Annotated in this window: 22 protein-coding genes and 1 pseudogene; 14 read left to right on the forward strand and 9 right to left on the reverse strand. The window is 58.4% G+C overall.

Translation table 11 applies throughout. From position 1 onward, the window contains the following. Position 1: 1 nt before the first annotated feature. From purE to ACFCXQ_RS02780, 8 genes and pseudogenes are all read left to right on the forward strand, one after another. The gene (gene purE, locus ACFCXQ_RS02745) at positions 2–493 is read left to right on the forward strand and encodes a 5-(carboxyamino)imidazole ribonucleotide mutase (RefSeq protein ID WP_379552851.1); all 492 of its coding nucleotides are present in this window, start codon (positions 2–4) and stop codon (positions 491–493) included. Beyond that, positions 493–1,557, forward strand: a pseudogene (locus tag ACFCXQ_RS02750) (5-(carboxyamino)imidazole ribonucleotide synthase); the annotation flags it as partial. The gene purE and the pseudogene ACFCXQ_RS02750, both read left to right, overlap by 1 nt. Continuing rightward, a complete protein-coding gene (locus ACFCXQ_RS02755; RefSeq protein ID WP_379554517.1) occupies positions 1,537–2,097 on the forward strand; it encodes a dihydrofolate reductase in 561 nt (186 codons plus the stop codon). The pseudogene ACFCXQ_RS02750 and the gene ACFCXQ_RS02755, both read left to right, overlap by 21 nt. Further along, positions 2,094–3,308, forward strand: coding sequence for a dipeptidase (locus ACFCXQ_RS02760; RefSeq protein ID WP_379552853.1), 1,215 nt, complete (start codon positions 2,094–2,096; stop codon positions 3,306–3,308). Before ACFCXQ_RS02755 ends, ACFCXQ_RS02760 begins: the two co-directional genes overlap by 4 nt. Beyond that, positions 3,308–4,246, forward strand: a complete 939-nt coding sequence (locus ACFCXQ_RS02765) for a bifunctional riboflavin kinase/FAD synthetase (protein WP_379552855.1) — start codon at positions 3,308–3,310, stop codon at positions 4,244–4,246. The genes ACFCXQ_RS02760 and ACFCXQ_RS02765 overlap by 1 nt, the downstream gene beginning before the upstream one ends. Positions 4,247–4,256: 10 nt before the next feature. Continuing rightward, positions 4,257–7,262, forward strand: a complete 3,006-nt coding sequence (gene ileS, locus ACFCXQ_RS02770; RefSeq protein ID WP_379552857.1) for an isoleucine--tRNA ligase — start codon at positions 4,257–4,259, stop codon at positions 7,260–7,262. Then, positions 7,259–7,807, forward strand: a complete 549-nt coding sequence (lspA, locus tag ACFCXQ_RS02775) for a signal peptidase II (RefSeq protein WP_379552859.1) — start codon at positions 7,259–7,261, stop codon at positions 7,805–7,807. The genes ileS and lspA overlap by 4 nt, the downstream gene beginning before the upstream one ends. Then, complete coding sequence (locus ACFCXQ_RS02780; protein ID WP_379554519.1) at positions 7,807–8,217, forward strand: DUF3035 domain-containing protein; 411 nt, start codon at positions 7,807–7,809, stop codon at positions 8,215–8,217. Before lspA ends, ACFCXQ_RS02780 begins: the two co-directional genes overlap by 1 nt. A 179-nt stretch (positions 8,218–8,396) precedes the next feature. Here ACFCXQ_RS02780 and ACFCXQ_RS02785 read toward each other — a convergent pair whose 3' ends face one another. Next, positions 8,397–9,707 (reverse strand): hemolysin family protein, encoded by a 1,311-nt coding sequence (locus ACFCXQ_RS02785; RefSeq protein ID WP_379552861.1) that lies wholly within the window; start codon positions 9,705–9,707, stop codon positions 8,397–8,399. Between the two features lie 184 nt (positions 9,708–9,891). Here ACFCXQ_RS02785 and ACFCXQ_RS02790 point away from each other — a divergent pair, with 184 nt between their 5' ends. Then, positions 9,892–10,596, forward strand: coding sequence for an OmpA family protein (locus ACFCXQ_RS02790; protein WP_379552863.1), 705 nt, complete (start codon positions 9,892–9,894; stop codon positions 10,594–10,596). On the opposite strand, the gene ACFCXQ_RS02795 is transcribed toward ACFCXQ_RS02790, so the two are convergent. Then, on the reverse strand, positions 10,593–11,378 hold the full coding sequence (locus tag ACFCXQ_RS02795) for a 3'(2'),5'-bisphosphate nucleotidase CysQ (RefSeq protein WP_379552865.1): 786 nt from the start codon (positions 11,376–11,378) through the stop codon (positions 10,593–10,595). The two genes, ACFCXQ_RS02790 and ACFCXQ_RS02795, sit on opposite strands and share 4 nt — an antisense overlap. A gap of 142 nt (positions 11,379–11,520) precedes the next feature. On the opposite strand from ACFCXQ_RS02795, the gene sucC reads away from it, so the two are divergent. Both sucC and ACFCXQ_RS02805 read left to right on the forward strand, forming a co-directional pair. Next, positions 11,521–12,720 (forward strand): ADP-forming succinate--CoA ligase subunit beta, encoded by a 1,200-nt coding sequence (sucC, locus tag ACFCXQ_RS02800; protein ID WP_379552867.1) that lies wholly within the window; start codon positions 11,521–11,523, stop codon positions 12,718–12,720. Between the two features lies 1 nt (position 12,721). Next, positions 12,722–13,177: a GFA family protein gene (locus ACFCXQ_RS02805; RefSeq protein ID WP_379552869.1), complete on the forward strand. Its 456-nt coding sequence runs from the start codon at positions 12,722–12,724 to the stop codon at positions 13,175–13,177. Between the two features lie 10 nt (positions 13,178–13,187). Here ACFCXQ_RS02805 and ACFCXQ_RS02810 read toward each other — a convergent pair whose 3' ends face one another. Further along, a complete protein-coding gene (locus ACFCXQ_RS02810; RefSeq protein ID WP_379552871.1) occupies positions 13,188–14,096 on the reverse strand; it encodes a DUF6265 family protein in 909 nt (302 codons plus the stop codon). A 204-nt stretch (positions 14,097–14,300) separates the two neighbouring features. Between ACFCXQ_RS02810 and ACFCXQ_RS02815 the strand changes: the two genes are divergently transcribed. From ACFCXQ_RS02815 to ACFCXQ_RS02825, 3 genes are read left to right on the forward strand one after another with little or no spacing between them, the layout of a single operon-like run. Then, positions 14,301–15,047, forward strand: coding sequence for an electron transfer flavoprotein subunit beta/FixA family protein (locus ACFCXQ_RS02815; RefSeq protein ID WP_379552873.1), 747 nt, complete (start codon positions 14,301–14,303; stop codon positions 15,045–15,047). Positions 15,048–15,076: 29 nt separating this feature from the next. Then, entirely contained in the window at positions 15,077–16,006 is a 930-nt protein-coding gene (locus tag ACFCXQ_RS02820; protein ID WP_379552875.1) for an electron transfer flavoprotein subunit alpha/FixB family protein, read from the forward strand. Positions 16,007–16,058: 52 nt separating this feature from the next. After that, on the forward strand, positions 16,059–16,952 hold the full coding sequence (locus tag ACFCXQ_RS02825; RefSeq protein WP_379552877.1) for an energy transducer TonB: 894 nt from the start codon (positions 16,059–16,061) through the stop codon (positions 16,950–16,952). Positions 16,953–16,984: 32 nt separating this feature from the next. Here ACFCXQ_RS02825 and ACFCXQ_RS02830 read toward each other — a convergent pair whose 3' ends face one another. The 6 genes from ACFCXQ_RS02830 to ACFCXQ_RS02855 form a co-directional block, all read right to left on the reverse strand. Further along, positions 16,985–18,199: a DUF445 domain-containing protein gene (locus ACFCXQ_RS02830; protein WP_379552879.1), complete on the reverse strand. Its 1,215-nt coding sequence runs from the start codon at positions 18,197–18,199 to the stop codon at positions 16,985–16,987. A gap of 80 nt (positions 18,200–18,279) precedes the next feature. Further along, positions 18,280–21,750: an efflux RND transporter permease subunit gene (locus ACFCXQ_RS02835; protein WP_379552881.1), complete on the reverse strand. Its 3,471-nt coding sequence runs from the start codon at positions 21,748–21,750 to the stop codon at positions 18,280–18,282. A gap of 5 nt (positions 21,751–21,755) precedes the next feature. Next, on the reverse strand, positions 21,756–22,949 hold the full coding sequence (locus tag ACFCXQ_RS02840) for an efflux RND transporter periplasmic adaptor subunit (RefSeq protein ID WP_379552883.1): 1,194 nt from the start codon (positions 22,947–22,949) through the stop codon (positions 21,756–21,758). Between the two features lie 296 nt (positions 22,950–23,245). Further along, positions 23,246–23,506 carry a GlsB/YeaQ/YmgE family stress response membrane protein gene (locus tag ACFCXQ_RS02845; protein WP_379552885.1) on the reverse strand — a complete coding sequence of 87 codons (261 nt, stop codon included), beginning with the start codon at positions 23,504–23,506 and terminating at the stop codon, positions 23,246–23,248. A gap of 172 nt (positions 23,507–23,678) precedes the next feature. Beyond that, positions 23,679–23,978, reverse strand: a complete 300-nt coding sequence (locus tag ACFCXQ_RS02850) for a DUF1153 domain-containing protein (RefSeq protein WP_379552887.1) — start codon at positions 23,976–23,978, stop codon at positions 23,679–23,681. After that, positions 23,975–24,286, reverse strand: coding sequence for a hypothetical protein (locus ACFCXQ_RS02855; protein ID WP_379552889.1), 312 nt, complete (start codon positions 24,284–24,286; stop codon positions 23,975–23,977). Before ACFCXQ_RS02855 ends, ACFCXQ_RS02850 begins: the two co-directional genes overlap by 4 nt. Between the last annotated feature and the right edge of the window lie 49 nt (positions 24,287–24,335).

The following is a 24,335-nucleotide window of genomic DNA, read 5'->3' on the forward strand; positions in this document are numbered from 1 at the left end:
GATGAGCGCCGCCACTCCAAAAGTCGCGATTATCATGGGCAGCCAGTCCGACTGGCCAACCATGCGCAAAGCGGCCGATATTCTGGAAGAGCTGGGCGTCGAGCATGATGTGCAGATCGTCTCTGCGCACCGGACGCCTGACCGCATGGTATCCTTTGCCAAGGCAGCAGAGAGTGATGGCTTTGGCGTGATTATCGCGGGGGCCGGCGGCGCCGCGCATTTGCCCGGCATGGTCGCGGCGATGACCCATCTCCCCGTGCTTGGCGTGCCAGTGCAGTCCAAAGCGCTGTCGGGTCAGGACAGCTTACTTTCGATCGTACAAATGCCCGCCGGAGTGCCCGTGGGCACGCTGGCGATTGGCGAGGCTGGCGCGACCAATGCAGGCCTGCTCGCGGCGAGCATCCTTTCGGTTAGCGATGGCGCCCTTGCGCAGCGGCTGAAGGCGTGGCGTCAGGCACGCAGCGATGCCGTGGGCGAGACGCCGGTCGACTAATGCTGCGCATCGGGGGGACAATCGGTATTCTCGGCGGCGGCCAATTAGGCCGCATGATGGCCGTAGCCGCCACGCAATTGGGTTATCGCTGCATTGGCTATGGACCCCAAGGCGACAATGTTGCCGCCGATGTCTGCGCTGAATTTTTCGAGAACGCGTGGGATGACCCCGCGGCTTTGGAAAGCTTCGCGGCCAAGTGTGATGTGATCACTTGGGAGTTTGAAAACGTCCCACTTGCCGCCATTGATGCCTTGCCGAGCGCGCGCCTGCATCCGCCGCGCAGGGCGCTGGAGACCGCGCAGGACCGCCTCAATGAGAAGCGCTTTGTTGTCGAGCTGGGAGGGCGCACTGCCCCGTTTTGCGCCGTCGAAAGCCGCGCTGATCTGGACAGCGCAATCGAGCAAATCGGCATGCCCGGCATTCTCAAGACCTGCCGCGATGGCTACGATGGCAAGGGCCAGTGGCGCCTCGCCAACGCAGACGACGTAGAGGCGCTCGATCTGCCTGACGTGCCCACAGTTTATGAGGGCTTTGTGGAGTTCGATGCCGAATTCTCAGTCATTCTGGCGCGCGGGCAAGATGGCGCGATCCGCTTCTGGGACAGCACGCGCAATGAGCATGAGCACGGCATTCTGGCGCGCACTGTTCTTCCGCCAGGCGATCTGATCGCCGAGCATCTTGACGAGGCGCGCGCGCTGGCGAAACAAGTGGCGGATGCTCTTGAATATGTCGGCGTGCTGACGCTGGAGTTTTTCGCGACCGAGCAAGGCCCCGTCTTTAACGAGATGGCCCCGCGCGTGCACAATTCCGGGCATTGGACCATCGAAGGCGCGGCCACCAGCCAGTTTGAAAACCATATCCGCGCGGTCGCTGGTCTGCCTTTAGGCGACACCAGCAGCGTCGCCGCTAAGGTCGAAATGCGCAACATCATTGGCAAACCTGCCGAAGGGGCGCTGGCGCTGCTCGACGATCCGAGCGCCCATTTGCACCTCTATGGCAAGGCGGATGCGAAGGATGGCCGCAAGATGGGCCATGTGACTTATGTGGGCGGCGGCGCTCCCGAGGCATCGGCAAAATTGATTGCCGGTCACGAACCTCGCATAGAAGCAACCACACAGGAACTGTTCCTGATCTATGCCCGCGCGGCCAATGGCGTGATTGGGCGCGATGGCACGCTGCCCTGGCATTTGCCCGCTGATCTCAAACGCTTCAAAGCGCTGACGCTTGGCAAACCTATGGTCATGGGCCGCAAGACCTTTGAGAGCCTGCCCGGCCTGCTGCCCGGCCGCCGCCATATTGTGCTGACCCGGCGTGATGAATGGTCGGGCGATGGCGCAGAAATCGCGCATTCGGCCAAAGAAGCACTCGCTCTCGCAGGCAATGGCGAGGTCGCCATCATCGGCGGGGCCGCGATTTTTGATGTCTTTATGCGCCATGCAAGCCGCGCCGAAGTCACGCAAATCCACGCCGATTATGAGGGCGATGTGCTCATGCCTGCGCTTGGGCCCGGGTGGGAGTTGACCATGCGTGAAGACTTTGACGCGGAGGGGACCCGCCCAGCCTACTCCTTCCTCACCTACCGGCAGGAATTGGAAGCGGTATGAAGAAATTTCTCATTGGCATTTTGCTGCTGCTCGTCGTCGCTGCGATTGCGGTCTTCACACTCGCCCCCGGCATGACCGAGCGCAGTATGAACACGGTGGATGGCAAGCCGCTGCCCCCGGTTTCAGACGAAGCGCGCACGCTCCATGCAGACTTGTTCATCGTCGATCTCCATGCTGACACGCTGCTGTGGAAGCGCTCTATGCTTGACGCCGCCGACAGAGGCCATGTCGACTTGCCGCGCCTGCAAGCGGGCAATGTCGGCCTGCAAGTGTTCTCTAGCCCAACCAAAACGCCGAAGGACCAGAATTACGACAATAACAGCGCGGATAGCGACAATATCACGCTGCTCGCAATTGCGCAGCTACAGCCAATTCGCACATGGACTTCGCTGCTTGAGCGCTCGCTCTATCATGGTGAGAAACTGGACAGTGCAGTCGCCGGTTCTGACGGCGCGATGGTCAAAGTTGATAGCGCCCCATCACTCGGCGCGCTGATTGCTGCACGCTCAGGTGAAGCTAAGCCGGTTGGCGCGCTACTCAGTGTTGAGGGCCTGCACAATCTGGAAGGCGACATTGCCAATCTCGATGCACTTTATGACGCGGGCGTGCGGATGGCGGGCCTCACCCATTTCTTTGATAATGAGATCGCCGGATCAATGCATGGCGAGGAAAAAGGCCCGCTGACTGATCTTGGCCGCGCCGCAGTGCGCGCGATGGAAGACAGGGGCATAATCATCGATATCGCGCATCTCTCCAAAGCAGGCGTAGCCGAAGTGCTGGCCATGGCGCGGCGCCCGGTCGTCTCCAGCCATGGCGGCGTGCAAGCCACCTGCGAGGTCAATCGCAACCTCACTGACGAGGAAATTCGCGGCCTTGCGGCCACCGGCGGTATTATCGGCGTTGGCTATTGGGAGGGCGCGGTCTGCGGCACAGAACCAGCGGATGTGGTGAGCGCCATGGCGCATATTCGCGATCTTGTCGGGATTGAGTATGTCGCGCTGGGCAGTGATTATGACGGCGCGGTCGAAGTGCGTTTTGACGCAGCGGGCGTCATCCATATTACGCAGGCATTGATGGACGCTGACTTCACGGCAAGAGAAATCCGCGCGATTATGGGCGGCAATGCAATGCGCGTGCTTGGGCAGGGTATGATCCCGTTGGCGGAGCTGCCGCAAGCTTCAGAAGATACGGCCGAGGGAACGGAAAGCTAGTGCGCTGGCTCGATCACCGCGAAGTCACGCCCGATCCCTTGCGCGGTGCGATCATTGCGCTGGGCAATTTCGATGGCTTCCATCTGGGCCATCAGGCGGTCGCCAATGAAGCGATTGAATGGGCCCGCGCCGAGGGCCGCCCCAGCATTATCGCAACCTTCGATCCGCATCCCGTCCGCTTCTTCCGGCCTGACACGCCGCCTTTCCGTCTAACTACGCTGGAACAACGCCAAGAGCATTATCTCGCCGCTGGCGCCACGGCCATGCTGGTGTTCCATTTCGACGCCGAGCTATCCGGCACCAGTGCGGAAGACTTCATCACAAAAGTGCTTATCGAGCGACTTGGCGCACATGGCGTGGTGACCGGCGAAGACTTCTCCTTCGGCAAAGGCGCAAAGGGCAATGTCGATCTGCTCAAGGGCTTTGGCGCAGAGATAGGACTGCAATCACGCACCGTCGGCGCAGTGATCGATGGTGATGCCGCGATTTCTTCCAGCCGCGTGCGAGAGGCTTTGCGCGAAGGCGACCCGCAAGAGGCTGCGCGCCTGCTCACCCGGCCTTTCGCGGTGCGCGGCATCGTGGAACATGGCGACAAGAACGGGCGCAAACTTGGCTATCCCACCGCGAACCTCAATCTCGAAAGCTATCTGCGGCCCAAATACGGCGTGTATGCCGTGACAGGCCGCGTGCTCGCGACGGGACAAGAGTTGATGGGCGCGGCCAATGTCGGCATCCGGCCGCAATTTGAGCCGCCCAAAGAACTGCTCGAACCCTATTTTTTCGACTTTTCCGGCGACCTGTACGGTCAGGAAATCGAGGTAGCATTCCACCACTTCCTGCGCGGCGAGGCCAAATTCGATAGCCTTGATGAATTAACCGCACAGATGGAGAAGGATTGCGAGGAAGCGCGAAGGCTTCTAAGCGCCGCCCAAACTTAAACTGAGCAACATGACTGAACAACGCGACTATAAAGACACCGTCTTCCTACCGAAGACCGATTTTCCGATGAAGGCTGGCCTCCCGCAAAAGGAGCCGGGCATTTTGCAGCGGTGGCAGGATGAGAAAGTCTATGAGCAGCTGCGCGAGGAACGCGCGGGCCGCGAGAAATTTATTTATCACGACGGCCCGCCCTACGCGAATGGCGACATGCATATCGGCCATGCGCTCAACCGCGTGCTCAAAGATATGGTCATCCGCAGCCAGACCCTGCTGGGCAAAGATGTGCCCTTTGTGCCGGGCTGGGATTGTCACGGCCTGCCCATCGAGTGGAAAGTCGAAGAGCAGTACCGCAAGAAAAAGAAGAATAAAAACGAGGTTCCACCCAAGGAATTTCGCGCCGAATGCCGCGCCTATGCGCAAGGCTGGGTCGATGTTCAGCGCGAGCAGCTGAAACGGCTGGGCCTGATGGGCGATTGGGACAATCCCTATCTCACCATGGATTTTCAGGCTGAGGCGACGATTGTTGCTGAGTTGATGAAATTTGCAGAAGCCGGCAATCTCTATCGCGGGTCAAAGCCAGTGATGTGGAGCCCGGTGGAACAGACCGCTCTGGCCGAGGCTGAGGTGGAATATGAGGATATCACCTCGACGCAGATCGATGTGGCGTTTGAAATCACTGAAAGCCCGATCGAGGAGCTGGTCGGCGCGCATGCGGTGATCTGGACGACGACGCCTTGGACGATCCCGGTTAATCAGGCGATCGCTTATGGGGCGGACGTTGAGTATGTTCTGGGGCGTTTCAGCAGTGGTGACATGAAATGGGGTGAGGCAATATCACCGCCTGCTGTTGAGCTGTCCAAAATAGTTATTGCTGCGGACCTTGTGGACGAATTCGCCACAAGAGCCGGCGGGGTTGGCTTTGAGATTTTGCGGTCGTGCAAAGGCTCCGACCTTGCCGGAACCGTCGCGAAACACCCCATGCACCATCTCGGCGGGTTTTACGCCAACCCGCGCCCCTTCCTGCCGGGCGATTTTGTAACGACCGACTCAGGTACTGGCCTTGTCCATATGGCGCCTGACCACGGTGAGGACGATTTCGATCTGTGCCGCGCCAACGGGCTCGAACCACAATTCGCGGTGATGAATGATGGCCGCTATCGCGATGATTGGGGCTGGCTCGGCGCGGATGACAAAGATGCAGACGGCAAAGAGCGCCGCCGCGCCGTCATCAACAAGCCATTCAATGCGCCGGACGGACCCATCTGCTCTGATCTGCGCGAGGCGGGCGCATTGCTTAGCGCGAGCGCGGATTACAAGCATTCCTATCCGCATTCCTGGCGCTCCAAAGCCAAGGTCATTTACCGCTGCACCCCGCAATGGTTTGTGCCGATGGACAAAGAGTTGGCGGCGGTCTCTTCGCTCCACTCCGCCTCACCCGAAGCCCTTGATGCGGCGGTCGGGAGCGAATTGCCCAAGGCAAAGGGCGACACGCTGCGCGCACGCGCCATGTCCGAAATCAATCGCGTCAAATTCTACCCCGAAAAGGGCCGCAACCGCATTGGAAGCATGGTTGAGGGGCGACCTGACTGGGTCCTCTCACGCCAGCGCGCCTGGGGCGTGCCGATCACCTTGTTTGTGCGGCCCGATGGCACTTATCTGCAAGACCCCGAAGTCAACGCCCGCGTGATCGCCGCGGTGCGCGAAGAGGGCGTCGATGCTTGGGACGAGAGCCGCAAAGCGGAGTTCCTTGGTCCCGATCACAACGCGCAAGACTTCGAAATGGTCACTGACATTCTCGACGTGTGGTTCGATTCTGGCTGCACCCATGCCTTTGTGCTGGAAAGCGGGCGCTGGCCCGAACAGCAATGGCCCGCTGACCTCTATCTCGAAGGCTCGGACCAGCATCGCGGCTGGTTCCAATCGTCTTTGCTGGAAAGCTGCGCCACGCGCGGCCGTGCGCCTTATGATGCCATCCTGACGCATGGTTTCACCATGGACAAGGCCGGCAAGAAAATGTCGAAATCGCTCGGCAACACCATCGATCCGCTGAAGATCATGGAGCAATATGGCGCGGATATCATCCGGCTGTGGGCGCTCTCGGTCGACTTTACGGAAGATCACCGGATCGGCGATGAAATCCTCAAAGGTGTCGGCGATCAATACCGCAAATTGCGCAACACTTTCCGCTATTTGCTCGGCGCGCTCGATGGATTTGTCGGCGATATGGGCGATGCTGGCGAAATCCCTGAGCTGGAGCTTTATGTGCTCGCGCTATTGGCAGATCTCGATGGCAAGCTGCGCACCGCGCTCGAGACCTATGATTTCAACACATACGTCCGCCTACTGGTGGAATTCTGTAATGAAGACCTAAGCGCGTTCTTCTTCGATATCCGCAAAGATTCGCTCTATTGCGACGGCGAAAGCAGCACCACCCGCAATGCCTATCGCACCGTGCTCGACCTGCTGTTCCACGCGCTAGTGCGCTATGCCGCGCCAGTGCTCGTCTTCACCGCAGAAGAAGTCTGGACCACGCGCTATCCCGAGGGCGGCAGCGTGCATCTGCTCGACTGGCCAAGCGTTATTCATGTCCCAGATAGCAAGCAGCTAATAGAGAAGTGGACATACTTGAGAGGCATTCGGGATGCCGCCAACGTCGCGATTGAATCTCTTCGACGCAGTAAAGATATTAAGTCGAGTTTAGAAGCAAAGGTCTGGCTCCAAACCCCTGCAGGACTGGAAATTCCTTATCTCGAGGGGATTGATTTGCCAGAATTATTGATGGTCGCAAACGTCGAAATAGGAGCAGACTGCTGGACACATGGCAGTAGTCCCGCAGGTTCATATGCCTCTCATATTCAGGGCAGTGAAGAGATGTGGGAAGTCATAGCTCACGCCGATCGTGTAACTTTCTCCAAATGCGGCCGCTGCTGGCGTCTGCTGCCGGAAGTGGCCGAAGACGGCGCGCTATGCGGTCGCTGCGATACGGTCGTGGCTGAATTGGATGCCGCCTCATGAGCGAAGTTCTTACGCGCAACCGGATCATCGGCATTGTGGTCGCGCTCAGCATCTTTGGCGTAGATCAACTGATCAAATGGTGGGTCGTCGGCCCGCTGCAATTGCGCGAGCGCGGCGTGATTGAGCTGATCGGCATTTTCGACCTGCGCTGGACGCAGAATTTCGGCGTGTCGCTCGGCATGTTTGAGGCGACCACCACAGAAATGCGCTGGGTGCTAGTAGCAGTGACTGGCCTGATCGCGGCAGTCGTGACGATCTGGATGCTGCGCGAGAAAGTCCTGGGCGAAATCCTCGGGCTGGCGCTTATCTTGGGCGGCGCGCTGGGCAATATTCGCGACCGCTTTAATCTGGGCTATGTCATCGACTATGCCGATCTGCATTTCGGCGAGTTTCGGCCCTTCCTCATTTTCAACGTCGCCGATGCTGCTATCACCATCGGCGTCGTGATCATCCTTGTCCGCTCCTTCTTTTTCAGCGACAATGATGATGAAGTTTCAGACGAACCAATAGACCAGACAGCGGAAAAACCCGCGGAGACATTATGATGAATAAGCGACTTTCCTTTGTTCTGCTCGGCGCGAGCGCGACGCTTCTGGCTGGCTGCGGCGGCGGCGGTTTCCTTGATCGTGAGCGGCCAGATGAGTTTGCGGTCCAACGTCAGGCACCTCTCGTGGTTCCGCCAGATTTCAACCTTGTGCCACCTTCTTCTGGTGCGCCGCGCCCCGCCGATGGCACTGCAGCTGAGCAAGCGCTCGAAGCACTGTTTGGCGGCCCTGCACCGCGCAGCGAAATCGAGACGAGCGCGCTTGACCGTGCTGGCGCCGCTGCGCCGGGTATCCGCACATCAGTGGGTGATCCGCAAACCAACACAGTCGCTAAAGGGCGCGTGACGCGCGATATTATTGCGGCCCCAGAAGGGGATGGGCAAGCCGCGCAAGCGGTTATACCTTCTTAGTTTGGCGACCGCCCCTCCGGGCGGTCATCCTCGCGGGTTTTTGTTTAGCCTCAAGCGCCGAAGATTGCTTGTTTTCCGCACGACCTCCGTCGTGCGATATCCTCGGCCCTAACGGGCCTGCGGGCGCCCCTTGGGCTTGCGGTCACCTAGACGGTGACCGTGCTCCGCGACCAAGCCATCTAGCTTAGTTCATTTTTTTCTTCCTCACACACCATCAGCTTGTCGATCCGGCGGCCATCCATGCTGGCGACTTCAAAACGCCACCCTTGCTCGGTGAACGCCTCGCCTTCCGCTGGCAGCTTCTTGAGCACAGCCAGCGCGAAGCCCGCCGCTGTGCCAAATTCGCGGTCCTCGCCATATTCGAGGCCCAGTCGGTCTGCGAGAACATCCGCCGACAAGGCGCCAGATATCAGCAGCGTGCCATCCTCACGCTCGACCATGCCTGGCGCTTCTCCATGATCGGAATCGCTAGCAAAATCGCCAACCAGCGCGGTGAGCAGGTCAACCGGTGTGACGATGCCATCAAGGTGGCCATATTCATCATGCACCATCGCCATCGCGGTGCCCGCCTGTTGCAACACGCGCAGCGCATCGACCGCATCAAGCTGATCCGGGACAATCTCAGCCTTGGTCATGATTTTCTTGAGTGCAATCGGCTTGCCCGCGACCAGCCGCGCCAAGACTTCGCGTACTTTTACAATGCCGAGGATCTTGTCTGGCGATCCATCCGCGACCGGCAGCAGCGAGTGCGCGCTCCGCTCAATCGTCGCGCGGATTTCATCCTCCCCCGCATTGATATCAAGCCAGTCCAATTGATTGCGCGGCGTCATCATCTCGCGCACCGGACGTTCCGCCAATCGCACAACCCCTTGCAGCATTTGCTGCTGCTCGGTTTCAATTACGCCGGTGCGCGTGGCCTCGGCAAAGAGCACTTGCAGCTCTTCTGCGGATAGCGAGCTTTGCCCACCGGGCCGCACGCCAAGCAAGCGAATGAGCAATCCTGATGAGGCATCGAGCACCCACACCACCGGCGCAGCAACTTTTGCGAGCAAAGCCATAGGAGCGGCCATCACCAGAGCAATGGGCACCGCTGCGCGCAAAGCGACCTGTTTGGGAACCAGCTCGCCCACCACGAGGCTGAAATACGTGGTCAGCGCGATTACGGAGACAAAGCCAGCTTGCTCAGCATATTCCGCTGGGAAGCCAATCGCAGCCAGCCGCTCCCCCACCGGCGTTCCCAGGCTCGCACCGGAATACGCGCCTGCTATAATACCAATGAGGGTAATCCCGATTTGCACCGTGGAGAGGAATTTGCCAGGGTCTGCCGCCAGCGACAGTGCGATTTTCGCACCTTTCGTGCCCTTTTCAGCCGAAGCCTTGAGCCGCGCCGTGCGCGCAGAAACAATCGCCAGCTCGGACATGGCAAAGACGCCATTGAGCACGATAAGGCCGGCGATGATGAGAAGGTCAGTCCAAGGAAACGGTGTCACAGTGCTATCCGCCTAGCATAATTCAATCGTGAAACCAGTGTTTACACTCTCTCTACCGAGGAAAAGCGCACCTCGCCTTGGAAATGCCCCGATGTTCAGGCACTGTTTTGATTGAGAGGCGTTGTGTGCGCGAACTTGAGCCATTTGGCTGGAAATATGAGAATTTAATCGGAGGACTGTTTCCATGAAAACACCCAAAATTATCGTCGCGGCGCTGGCATCTGTGTCCCTTATAAGCCTGCAGGGCTGTGTGACGGACCCCAATACGGGTGAGCGAAAAGCATCGCGTACCGCAATCGGCGGAGTTGGCGGCGCAGTCTTGGGCGGGCTGCTGGGCGGCGTTATTGGCGGCAAGACCGGGCGCATTATTGGCGCTGTTGGCGGCGCAGCGGCAGGCGGTTTTGTCGGCTACCGCATGGATCAGCAAATCAAGGAGCTGAAGGAAAGCACGCAAGGCAGCGGCGTGGATGTGACCGAGGTCGACAATGGCGAGGCCATTCTCGTCAATTTGCCTGATGGCGTGACCTTTGAAACGGGCAGCTATACGATCAACCAAACCTTCCGCAATACGCTCGACAATGTCGCGGCCAGCCTGGTGCAATACCCCAACAGCCTGGTCGATGTGTATGGTTATACCGACAGCACTGGGTCAGATGCGTTCAACCAGCGCCTGTCGGAACAGCGCGCAGGCGCGGTCGCAAGCTATCTGGTGAGCCAAGGCGTGGCGAGTTCGCGCATCCGCTCGCAAGGGTTTGGTGAGGATCCGGCCTATTTCAAAGGCGACAATGCGACCGAGTTTGGCCGCTCGCTGAACCGCCGTGTTGAAATCAAGATCATCCCATTTGATGAGCAAGATGTTGCTGAGGCGCAGGCAGCGCAGGGTAATTAAGGGTTTTTAGCGAGGGCCGCCGCGCGTTGCGCGAGGCGGTCCACCGCTGCCCCATGAATGCCCGGCGCTGAGGCCAGCACACCAAAAGCACGCGGATCACGCTTGTTATAATCAAGCTTGCGGCCAAACACGTCAGTGACGGCCGCCCCAGCTTCGCGTGCTATTAGGGCGGCGGCCCCGACATCCCATTCAAAGCCCCAGCGCATGGTTGCGAGCAAATCGGCCTCGTCTGCGGCCACCATGGCAATCCGCAAAGCAATCGAGTTAGGTTTGTCGACGCACACCAGATCGCTATCCACCTTGGGCAATTGCTCGATTGGCACCCGGGCGCCGCTAAATTCCCGCCGCGTGGAAGCAGCAAGAGCAGTGCCATTGCGCGATGCGCCTTTGCCCGCCTGCGCAATCCACATCTCACCGCGTGCGGGTGCTGCCAAAATGCCGATCAGTGGCCGGCCCTGGCTAATAAGGGCTACCGATACTGCCCAGCCGCTGCGCCCTCGAATGAAGTCGCGCGTGCCATCAACTGGGTCGACCAGCCAGATGAGGTCGTTCTCAAGTCGCCTTGGGTCATCGGCGGTCTCTTCCGATAGCCACCCTGCCGAAGGCAGTAGCGCGCCAAGCTCTCGCTTCAAAAAGGCATCAACGGCAAGGTCAGCGTCGCTCACCGGGCTGCCCGGCTCCTTCTCCCAGCTTTTTACCGCATTTCCCGCACCCGGCCATAAATCATATGCAATTTCACCTGCCGCAGCGGCGATGGATTCAAGGCGTTTGTGATCTATCATAATCGTGCTGATTGAAGTGGCGGACGAATGCCCACTTTTCAAGCGCGCCGAACCATGCTTATGCGCATTTAACCGCCGGCTCCGGCGTAATCGAATCACAGCTCACTTCAAACGCGTAGATGCGCGAAGGACCAAGTTACCCATGAACATTCATGAATATCAGGCGAAAGAACTGCTCATCGAGCACGGCATTGCTGTTCCAACCGGCCATGCTGCACTGACCGTTGAAGAAGCAGTGGCGGCGGCTGAAAAGCTGCCTGGCCCGCTTTATGTTGTGAAGGCACAAATCCACGCTGGTGGACGCGGCAAGGGCAAGTTCAAAGAGCTCGGCCCTGATGCGAAAGGCGGCGTTCGTCTGGCGCATAGCATTGATGACGTTCGCAGGGACGCCGAGGAAATGCTCGGCAATACACTGGTGACGATCCAGACCGGCGATGAGGGTAAGCAGGTGAACCGTCTTTATGTGACTGACGGAGTCGACATCGAAAGCGAATATTACCTCGCCATGCTGGTCGACCGGGCAAGCGGTCAAGTGGCGATGGTTGCCTCAACCGAAGGCGGCATGGATATCGAAGACGTGGCGCATAACACGCCGGAAAAAATCACGACGATTACGATTGATCCCGCACAAGGCTTCATGCCGCATCATGGCCGCGCAGTGGCCTTTGCACTGAAGCTGACCGGTGACACGAACAAGCAAGCACAGAAACTTGCTCGCAAGCTTTATGATGCGTTTATGGCGCTCGACGGTGAGATGCTGGAGATCAATCCGCTGGTTGAGACGAAAACCGGCGACCTCCTAGTGCTCGACACAAAGATGAGCTTTGACGGCAATGCGCTCTATCGCCACCCGGCGGTTGAGGCGATGCGCGATGAAACCGAGGAAGATCCGGCGGAAGTCGAAGCAAGTGAATATGACCTCGCTTACATAAAATTGGACGGCAATATTGGCTGCATGGTCAATGGCGCTGGTCTGGCCATGGCGACCATGGACATCATCAAGCTGAACGGCGCGTTCCCGGCAAACTTCCTCGATGTGGGCGGCGGCGCAACGACAGAGAAGGTGACCGCTGCGTTCAAGATTATCCTGAAAGACCCGGCGGTTGAAGGCATTCTGGTCAACATCTTCGGCGGCATTATGCGCTGCGACACTATCGCAGAAGGCATTGTTGTCGCAGCCAAGGAAGTCGAGCTGGACGTACCATTGGTCGTGCGGCTTGAAGGCACCAACGTGGCCAAGGGTAAGGAAATCCTCGCGAATTCCGGCCTGCCGATCGTCCCTGCGGATGATCTGGGCGATGCCGCGAAGAAGATCGTTGCTGAGGTGAAACAGGCGGCGTGATGTGACCAATTATGGCGGACAGTGCCGTTGCGGCCGAGTCCGCTTTAAGGTCTCTGGTCCTCCATTATTGACCAGCGCCTGCCACTGCACCGAGTGCCAGCGGATGACCGCTGGGCCTTTCTCGCTTAGTGCGCTCTATCGGGAAGATCGCTTTCAGTTATCGAGCGGCGATGTAGCAGTCGGACGCTGCAACTCGGCCGGACAGCACTATTTTTGCGAGGCATGCTTTAGCTGGGTCTACACCAGGCCGGGCGGGCTTGAGGGGATGGTCAACATCCGGACGCCAATGCTGGAAGATGCGGCCGCTTTTCCGCCTTTCGCGGAGTTTTTCACGCAAGAGATCTTGCCGGGAATGACAAGCGGCGCGCCGCTCAGTTTCAAAACCGCGCCGTCGTCGGCCGTGGAGTTTCTCAAACTGACAGACGCGTATGAGCAGTGGGACCAGCGCCCCGCCTAGCCCAGAGTGCCTAATGCGTCGGTTCTGGCTCAGGCAGAAGCGGCGGCGTACTGTCTGGATAGGTGAGCCAGTTCTGCCAAATGTCGGTGGTACGCTTGTCGGTCAGATGGATACGGCAAGTAAGGCTCATTATTCCGCGAATGCTGCCCTCTTTCCAGTCTTCATAGACTGCACCGCATTCTGCATCACGGTATGCCGTGAAAGCTGCATCGCTCGCCGCAATCTTCGTGGTCAGCGCCGCCCGATCCGTATGGCGTTCAAGCGCGCTCGCGAGATATTGCGCACGGCGCATGTCGGCTTGGGTTAAAAGCCCTGCCAAGCACTCATTCATATCGAGCGTAGTATAAGCCTCCGCGCAGCTCGGTGCATATGAAACTGGGCGCCAAATCTTAGTAGATCGTCTAAAACGAAACAGCAGCTCCTGCGGCTCCGGCTTATCGCTTTTCATGCGCACAGCAGCCACCAATCCGTCCGGCCCATCGCAGCGCAAAGTCAGTGCATTGAAATAGGCCGCACATTCCTCAATTGCGACCAAGCGGAAGGAGAGCATATCATCCTTCTCCTCCCACCCAGTAAGATCGGCGTTGAAGTGCTTCAGGCGCAGGACAAGCGTATCGTCTTCTTGCATCAGATACATATGCTCGGTGAACATAATCGCGCCGTCCGCGCTTTCCTGCACGAATGTTCCAACCATCACCCCGCCAGTTGGCGGAAGCCAGCTTTCCATAGCTGGGGCGCCCTGAATGCCTTCGCCCTGCCACTGACCCACCAGCCAATCCATTTGCGCCAAGGCGGCAGGAGGTGAGATAAATTCCTCCCCGCCCAGACGCGTTTCTGGCGCCGTGTCCCGTGCTGTAGCTGTCGAGGCCAATGCGGCCGCCGCCAAGGCCATTCGAATCATCCGCCCAATTGCAAACATGGCATGTCTCCCATCCAGAACGTCCGCCCACCTGCAACAATAGTGCATAGTACCACCAAGCATAGGGTTGACGTAACAAAGACGTAGCGCGAGACCGCAATTCGACAGATAAGTGAAAAAAGATTCGCCCGCTCGCTCAACTTGACGTTTACGTAAACGCAAGCTAGGCAGTGGCCAACAAATCCAAAGAGGAAGGAAGCACCCATGAAAATCCTCGTCCCCGTTAAGCGGGTGATCGATTATAACGTCAAACCACGCGTCAAAGCCGATGGCTCGGGCGTTGATTTGGCCAATGTCAAAATGAGCATGAATCCGTTTGATGAGATCGCCGTGGAAGAGGCAATCCGTATCAAGGAAGCGGGCAAGGCCGAAGAAATCATCGCGGTGTCTATTGGTCCTGCAAAGGCTCAGGAAACGCTGCGGACCGCGCTCGCCATGGGTGCAGATCGCGCGATCCTGGTCGAAACCGATGAGGAAGTGGAGCCGCTCGCCGTTGCCAAGATCCTCAAGGCTATTGCCGAGGAAGAAGGCCCTGGCCTGATCATGCTCGGCAAGCAATCAATCAGCGATGACAGCAACCAAACCGGTCAAATGCTCGCCGCCCTGATGGGCCGCCCGCAAGGTACTTTTGCAAACACCGTCGAAGTCGAGGGGGACAGCGTCACGGTGAAGCGCGAAGTCGATGGAGGTCTGGAAACGGTCAAGCTCACACTGCCCGCAATCGTCACCACCGATTTGCGCCTGAACGAGCCGCGCTATGCTTCGCTGCCGAACATTATGAAGGCGAAGAAGAAGCCGCTCGACACCAAGGCGCCGGCTGATTTCGGGGTCGACATTGCGCCGCGCCTGACCACCACCAATGTCGCCGAACCACCTGTGCGTCAGGCTGGTGAGAAGGTCGAAGATGTTGATGCTCTGGTCGCCAAGATCAAAGCACTCGGTATCGCGTAAGTTCACTCAGACAAGTTAGGAAAACAGACATGAAAACTCTCGTTTGGGTCGAACACGACAATTCAGAGATGAAGGACGCTACGCTGAGCGTCGTCACCGCCGCTGCAAAGCTGGGCGAAGTGCACGCGCTGGTCGCGGGTAGCGGATGCCGCGGTGTGGCCGAGCAAGCCGCGAAAGTCGCAGGCGTTACGACGGTGCATCTCGCTGATGATGCAGCTTATGCCAATGCGCTGGCTGAGAATGTCGCGCCGATGGTGGCCGACCTCATGGGCAGTCACGATGCGTTCCTCGCGCCCGCAACGACCACGGGCAAGAATATTGCGCCCCGCGTTGCTGCTCTGCTCGACGTGATGCAAATCTCCGACATTCTTTCGGTTGAGGGCGAGAAAACTTTCACCCGACCGATCTATGCAGGCAATGCCATCGCAACGGTTGAAAGCTCGGATGCGAAACTCGTCATCACTGTGCGCGGCACGGCTTTTGAAAAGGCCGCGGCTGAAGGCGGCTCAGCCGCCATCGCCGACGTCTCCGGTGCAGGCGATGCTGGAATCTCGAGCTTTGTCGGCGCAGAAATCGCCGAGAGCGAGCGCCCGGAGCTGACCAGCGCAAAAGTGATCGTGTCAGGCGGCCGCGCACTGAAAGACAGCGAAACATTCGAAAGCGTCATCACGCCGCTGGCAGATAAGCTGGGCGCGGGCATCGGCGCCTCACGCGCTGCAGTCGATGCTGGCTATGTGCCGAACGATTACCAGGTCGGACAAACCGGCAAAATCGTTGCACCGGAGGTCTATATCGCGATCGGTATCTCCGGCGCGATTCAGCACCTTGCAGGCATGAAAGATTCCAAAACGATCATCGCTATCAATAAAGATGAGGATGCGCCGATTTTCCAAGTCGCGGATATCGGCCTGGTTGCGGACCTGTATAAGGCTGTGCCGGAGCTGATGGAGAAGCTCTAAGCCTAGACGAATGTGCTATTGATTGGCCCCTCTCCCGCGCTACTATGCCGGGATGAGGGGCTTTTCTTATCTGGGCGCAGCATTGGCGCTAACCGCAACATCATTCACACCAATTTCTGCGAGCGCCGCCGAGCCAGTGGTGCTGCAACCAAGCAGCCCTTGGCATCTCGATTACGCAGAGAAGAAATGTCGCTTGTCCCGTGTGTTTGGAGGGGACGGCAACAAGCACGTGCTGTTCTTCGAACAAGGCGCTCCGGGCAGTTCTCGAATGCTCGTTCTCGGCGGATCTGAGGTCCGACGTTTTAGAGGTAGCAAAAGGGTCAAATTGCAATTCGGCTTTGATGGTCCACAGCAGGATGAGCAACCCTATGCTGGCGATCTGGATGATCTAGGGCCAGCGCTGATTTACCCAGGCGTTTCGCTTGTCGAAATCGATGACGACGCGACAAAAGATCCGGAAGAAGCGATGCGCGTCTATCGCACACTTACCGATCCAAGTGTCGGCGCTGGCGCTGAGTTTGTGCGGTTGAAACTTGGAAAGCGCGTGCTTGATTTCGCTGCTGACGACTTGGCAAAGCCTCTCGCCGCACTGACTCATTGCAGCTTCGATCTGTTGAGCGATTGGGGGCTTAGTCCCGATGCGCACAGATCCGCGACGCGTCTCCCATTCTGGCTAAATGAGGCCGCCATTGCACGCCGAATCCAGGCAACTTACCCGAGCGACGCGCTGCGCAAAGGCGAACAGGGCATCATACGCTTACGGGTCATTGTCGATGAGGATGGCACAGTTGCCGAGTGCGAGCTGGAAAATGCGACGACTGTTGATGAACTTGAATCGCCAGCTTGCGAGGCGATGCGAAATGCAAAATTCGAACCCGCATTGGACAAGAATAGTCAGCCGATGCGCTCATATTACGCGACACAGATCATCTATAGTATTGGATAAGGGCGCGCGCTTCTCCCGCAAACAGCGAGTTCCTACTTAAACAGCCCCGTCAGCACATGAATGGTCACGCCGACAAGGCCGCCGACCATCGTCCCATTGATGCGGATGAATTGAAGGTCGCGGCCCACCGCGCCTTCGATCCGGTCCGTCACCGTCTGCGCGTCCCAGCGGCGCACCGTTTCTGACACCAGTTGAACAATGTTGCCGCCATAGCGGGTCGCGACGCCCACGGCGGTGCGGCGGGCAAAGCGGTTTACTTGGGCTTGCAAACGCGGATCATCGCGCAGCGCCTCGCCCATCTCGGCCAAAGCATCGGTTAGCTTGGCAAGCTCCTCGCTGCCGCCCTCGCCTTGGATTACCGCGATAAGCTTGCGCCGGATCCGCTCCCACACACTCTGCCACCATTCCGCAACGGCGGGATTGTTGATGATCTCGCTCTTCATCTTCTCGACCTTTGCCCGCAGCTCCGGGTCCTCGCGCAGGCCTCTTGCGAGATCCTGAAGGCCTTCCTCGACCTTGTCACGCAAGGGATGTTCGGGATCGACCAGCACCTCGGCCAGAAGTTTGTACAGCCCATCGAGGACGGAATTCGCAAGCCGCTCGTCCAATCCGGTAAAGCGCAGTAGAGCATTGGCGCGCTCGTGAATGACGCCGCGCACCATCTCTTCATTGTCCTCCAGCACCAGGCCAGACCAGCGAATGATGGAATCAATGAGTGGCTTGTGGCGACCATCAGCGATCATTGCATCAAGCAGCTGGCCCATCAGCGGGGCAAAATCGAGCCGTTCGATCCCGGCAGCTAACCCGCCTCGCACCTGATCGCCCAGCCGCTCTGGCTCCAACGATTCGAGCACTTCCACCACCAGCTCTCCGGCGCCTGCGCGGATGCGCGAGCTGCCACTCTCGGTGGGTTCAGAGAGGTATGTACCTGCCGCTTTGGCGACATTCATGCCGCTCATCCGCCGCGCCACCACGGCAGGCGTGAGAAAGTTCTCGCGGAGGAATTGCGCCATCGTATCGGCGATACGGTCTTTGTTTTCCGGGATGATCGCCGTATGCGGGATCTTGATGCCCAGCGGATGGCGGAAAAGCGCGGTCACCGCAAACCAATCAGCCAGCCCCCCAACCAGAGCTGCCTCGGAGAAGGCATGGACATAGCCCCAGGCTGGATGTGTCTCGAGATAAATCTCCGACACTATAAATATGCTCGCCATCAGCACCAGCAACCCGGTGGCTGCGCGGCGCATCTGGCGTGCCTTATCTATGGTGAGGATTCCCCCGCCATAAACGTTCGCGTGCGGTTGAAGAGAACCAGTCAGAGGCTCGCTCACTCGGCCGGAGCCGCCCCACCCTCCGGTTTGGAGATTGGGCGGGTGTCATCGCCAGGCTTATAAGTAAGGAAGCGCTTGCGCATCCATGGTCCCATGCGCTTCTCTAGTCCATCCGCGAGGCTGAAGCCCGCCGGGACGATCAACAAGGTCAGCACGGTCGAGAGAATCAGACCGCCAATCACAACAGTGCCCATCGGAGCACGCCATGCGCCATCGCCCGATAGCGAAAGCGCGGTTGGCACCATGCCCGCCGTCATGGCGACCGTGGTCATCACAATCGGCTGAGCCCGCTTGTGGCCCGCGTCCATAATCGCCTCAAACTTCTCGACACCTGCATCCATCGCCTCAATCGCGAAATCGATTAGCAGGATGGAGTTTTTCGAGACGATGCCCAAGAGCAAAAGAATACCAATCAGGACTGGCATGGAGAGTGGCTGACCCACTAGCCAGACCAGGAAGATACCGCCCAGCGGCGCGAGTGCCAACGAGGTCATATTGACCAGCGGGCTCATCAAACGCTTGTAGAGCAAGACCAGCACCGCAAAGACCAGGAACACGCCGGAGACAATCGCGGTGGTAAAACTCGAAGCAAGCTCAGCCTCGAACTCCTCTGCGCCCACCGCATCGCGAACCACGCCCGTTGGCAGGTCCTGCAATATGGGGAGCTGTTCAATCTGTGCTGTCGCATCGCCCCGCTGGACACCCTGCGCCAAGTCAGCGCCGACGAACACGCGGCGGTTCTGATTGTACCGCTGAATAGTCGTGGGGCCTGAGCCAAAGGAGATATCAGCAATCGTGCCGAGCGGCACCGAACCACCTGAGGAGGTGGGGACGGGAAGATTTTCCAATGTGGTCAGATCTTCGCGCGCTGATGCTGGCAAGCGAACCGCGATGGGGACCTGGCGATCAGACAAAGAGAATTTGGCCGAGTTTTGCTCGATCTCGCCCATCGTCGCGATGCGGATCGTCTGGCTAAGTGCAACGGTCGAAACGCCCAAATCGGCAAGCAGCTCAGAGCGCGGCCGAATAATGATCTCCGGCCGCGGAATGTCGGCATTGATCCGCGGGGCAACCAGCGAATCAAGCCCCTTCATTTGCTCCACGACCTGTGCAGCGGTTGCATTGAGCAAAGCTGGGTCAGAACCCGCGAGCATAACGGTAAAGTCTCGGCCCGAACCAGGCCCGCCCGGGCCGTTATCATTCTGGAACCTTACACGGGCATCGGGGATGCGAGCCAGCTCTGGCGCAAGGTCACGCGTAAATTCGAAGGACGCGCGCTCGCGATCTTCCTTGAGCGTGACAAACATGCTCGCATTGCCCTCACGCACGCGCTCTAGCGCGAGTTCAACCTCTTGCTGAGAATACAGCAGATCAGAGACCTGATCGGTCACGCGTTCAGTGCCCGCCAGGGTCGTTCCGGGGACCATTTCGATCTCGACCCGGACGTTCTCATCATCAGTGTCCGGAAAAACCTGAAACGGTGTTTGCTGCATCAAAAGGACTGTGAGCAGGAACGCGAAGTAACCAATGCCGAGCATCCAGACCCGGTGGTCGAAGAAACGCGCCTCCAGATATTGCCAGGACTGGGAAATTCGCTCGCCGAACAGCCGCATGGCGAAGCGCAAAATGAACAACACCCCGATCAGCAGACCCAGACCTGCGGCACATACGGCGGCAAGCTGCAGGATTTGGATTGGACGGGCTATCAGGCTCCACAGCAGGCCACCTTCGTTTGAAGACACCATGCCCGCAAGCATCGCCGGAATGGCGGCTTCCTCGAAAATCGTGAATGCGCCAAACACACCTGCACCGGCAGCCGCCAAAACAAGCAAGCATACGAAAAACAGGCTCAGCACATAAGCCCAGCGGCGGTTGGGCGCCTCCACACCCTCGCGGCGCGCCATCATTTTTCCGCGGTCAAGCGACCAGCGCAGCACCGCCATATAGCGATCCATCCACTTGCCCTCGCCATGCGCCGCGTGCCCTTCTGCGCGCAGGAAGTAAGCAGCCAGCATCGGAGTGATCATCCGCGCGACAGCAAGGCTCATCAACACCGCGATCACGACCGTGAAGCCGAAGTTTTTGAAGAATTGACCCGTAATCCCCGGCATCAGGCCAACGGGGAAGAACACCGCAATAATACAAAAAGATGTCGCGACCACTGGCAAGCCAATTTCATCAGCAGCGTCAATCGAGGCCTGATAGGCGGTTTTGCCCATGCGCATATGGCGCACGATATTCTCAATCTCCACAATCGCATCATCGACCAAGACGCCCGCCACCAGACCAAGCGCTAGCAGCGACATCTGGTTAAGGTTGAAGCCCATCAAATCCATAAACCAGAAGGTCGGGATGGCCGAGAGCGGAATGGCAATGGCCGAGATCACCGTCGCGCGCCAATCGCGTAGGAAGAAGAATACGACAACGACGGCGAGAACAGCGCCCTCAACCATAGCCGAGATCGAGCTGGTGTACTGATCCTCGGTATATTTAACGGTGTTGAAGAGCGGGATGATCTTCACCCCAGGGTTCTCGGCCTCAATCTCAGCAATAACGTCCAGCGCCTTGTAATAGACGGTGACGTCAGAGGCGCCCTTCGCGCGCGACATGAAGAAGTTCACCACTTCCTTGTCGCGGACCTTGGCGATCGAAGTACGCTCAGAAAATCCATCGCGAACGCGCGCCACGTCAGCGAGTTTGACAACTGTGCCATTGGCAAGGCGCAGCTGACGCTGCGACAGCTCATAAGCGCTTTCGGTATTGCCCAGCACCCGCACAGACTGCCGCGTTCCGCCGACCTCAGCCATGCCGCCTGCCGCATCAATATTGTCGAGCCGCAGGACTTGGTTGATCTGGCTCGCGGTTACGCCAAGAGCCTGCATCCGCGGCAGATCCAGAATGACTTCAATCTCGCGGTCGACCCCGCCCCAGCGGCCAGCCTCGGCCATACCTTCAATCGCCAACAAGCGCTTGGACACCGTATCGTCGATGAACCAGCTGAGCTGCTCAATCGTCATATCGTTGGCTTCAACCGCATAGATGCCGAGGAAGCCGCCCGCGATTTCGACCTTGTTTACGCGCGGCTCAAGAATGCCATCAGGCAGGTTACCGCGCGTACTGTCGACAGCGTTTTTGACCTCGGCAACCGCGACATTGGGGTCAATGCCCAGCTCAAACTCAACAAAAGTGTTGGAGCTGCCTTCGCGTGCAGTGGAGGAAATGTTGCGCACGCCATTGAGCGAACGGATTGCTGCCTCAACCTGCTGCGTAATCTGGTTCTCGATCTCTGTCGGGGCAGCACCAGGCTGTGAAATGGTTACGTTGACGCCAGGAAATTCGATATCTGGATTGTTGACGACATCCATCCGGATAAAACTGAGGATCCCTGCGAGCAAAATCGCAGTAAACCCAACCAGAGGGATAACTGGATTGCGGATCGACCAGGCGGAAAGATTGCGAAAATCCATGATTATCAGCCCTCTTCCTGCGCCCGTGCGACGATCGCCTCACCTTCGGTAAGGAAGCCGCCTGCGCGAAGCACGACTTGCTCGGAGCCGTCGAGGCCTTCGGTCACGACAATTCCGTTGGAGGTGACAAGCCCCGTCTTCACAGGCCGGCGTTCAGCCTTGCTGTCCTCGCTCACGACATAAACGAAGCTGCCATCGCCATCTGAGAGAATCGCACTTTCCGGCAGCATTGGCGCAACCACAGTGCCGGAATTGATCGTCGCATTGGCAAATCCGCCGGGACGCAGTTCTGGCGCATAGCTCAGCGCGATGCGGGCCATGCCTTGGCGGCTTTGGGGGTCAATAGTTGGCGATATCTGCCAGACTTGCCCGGTGAAGCTCTTGGCCGAACCGACCGGAGTAACCGTGGCCGCGACGCCAGGGGATAGGCTGGCCATTTCTGCCTCGCTAACCTGCGCCATCAGCTCCATTTCGCCGCCACGAGCGATCCGGAACAGCGGTCCGGACGCCGGGCTGGCGGTTTGGCCAGGCTCAACATTACGCTCGAGAACCAGCCCTGCCGCAGGCGCAACAATATTGAGCCGTGCATTGCGCGCCCGCAGCTCAGCAGCCTGCGCCTTGGCAACTTGAACACGCGCCGCGGCGGCATCGCGGGTCGCGGTCAGCCGGTCAACGTCCGCTGCCGATACGAAACCGCGATCAACCAGCTGCAAAGACCGATCAAGATTGGCCTGTGCCAACTCTGCATCAGCCTCGGCCACCCGAACCTGTGCCTGCGCGCTTTGCGCCTGCTGAGTTTGTACGGAGCGGTCAATCACTGCGAGCACTTGGCCCTGTGACACCCACTCACCAGCATCAACTGGTACAGCAACTACGCGTCCGCCTTCACCCACTACGCCTACGGGCAGTTCGCGCCGAGCGGCGATTGAGCCAGTGGCTGAAATCTGTCCCTGCACGGTCTCTGCGTCCGGCGAGATCACTGTTACGACCGGGTTTTGGCCCTCATCATCGCCTGCAGGCGTCGCTGCGCCAAAGAACTTCTGGTAAGCAAAAACGCCGATCGCAGCGAGTAGCAGCAACACCATCGCGCCAATTGCGATGCGCCAAATGCGGCTGCGGGCATCATCACGTGCGTCTCCATCCACCACGGTGGAGAAGCCATCAGCGCGCTCTGCAGTTACATCGCTTTGGTAATTCATAGTCTTGAACCTCGGTCTTCGGTCCAGAGTGTGTTACATGACTAATGCACTACACGCAAGAGACCTCTGAAGTGCCTTAGACCTGCGATGAACGCCAAGCAATCCGCATCTCGACGGACGTCAAAAGTGCGCGGACAAGCAACATCTGGGCGTAATTCTGCCGAACGGCCTAATTACACGGGGCTCCTGCAAGAAACACGCAAAGAAAAAGGGCGGCGCGCTTCTTGCACACCGCCCCCCTTCTAACTTCGCTCAAAGGACACACTATATATAGCGCAGGTCCTTTCCCGATGCTATTAGCGCACCTTGCCGCGCTGAACCATATTGACGATGCCCAGCAAAATGACTGCGCCGATGGTCGCCGTGATGAGATACATGATCCATCCGCTGTCAGTTGTCAGAAAACCTGTGAAATTACCAACTGCGCTACCGATGGAACCACCAATTACACCGACAACGACGTTCCAGAAAATGCCCATGGAAGCATCACGGTTCATCACCATGCTGGCAAGCCAACCCGCGATGCCGCCGAGAATAATTGTAGCAATCCAACCCATTTTATATTCCTCCCGTTCAAATCCATAACCCTGACGCGAGAGCGTCAGGCTATGCACGGGCAAATACGGGGTTTTTCGCAAAAGGCCAATGGCAAAGCGGCCCACACATAGTGCGAGCCGCTTTAGAATGTCGGATTATGTCTTTTCGCCCAGCCTAGCTAGCTCTGCGAGCCTAGTACTTGAACTGGCGCTCGTACAAATCGCGATAGTGCTGAATGCGCGTGACGCGCAGACCCTGCATACCGGAGCGGTCGACCGCGCGCTGCCAAGAGGCAAATTCTTCGAGCGTCAATGTGTAGCGCTCAAGAACCTCATCGATCGTCAGCAAACCGCCATTGACCGCAGCCACCACTTCAGCTTTGCGGCGGACAACCCAACGCTTCGTCTCCGGTGGAGGCAGATCATCCAGAGACAATGGCTCGCCCAAGGGGCCAATGACTTGTGCTGGACGGATATCCTGATTCTCGATCATATTTTCTCTCGGTCGCTTTTGTCCGCTGATTTGGCGGGTTGACCGTTAGATAACGCAGGGGCTTTTCCATGGCTTAAAACTTCATGGTTAACAGCTACGCTCTTTTCGGTAAGGTTCTGGCTTATCTCATCAAACGCGCGCAGCGAGCTAAAACTAGCAAAGCCTGCATCGCACGGCTGATCATCAGCGTCCCGGTAATCCCGATTCGCTTCAAGACGAGCGACCAGATCCGTCCAGCGCATCTCGCGCAGGACTGGCCTTTCGCCCTCTTCGGTGTAGCCTTTTGGCTTGATGCGCCCCTCGAACATGGCTCCTTGCTAGGCGCATTGGGTAAAAAGACTGTGAACATAGGTTAAC

The organism is Qipengyuania rhodophyticola, assembly GCF_042493225.1.
Taxonomy (GTDB): domain Bacteria; phylum Pseudomonadota; class Alphaproteobacteria; order Sphingomonadales; family Sphingomonadaceae; genus Erythrobacter.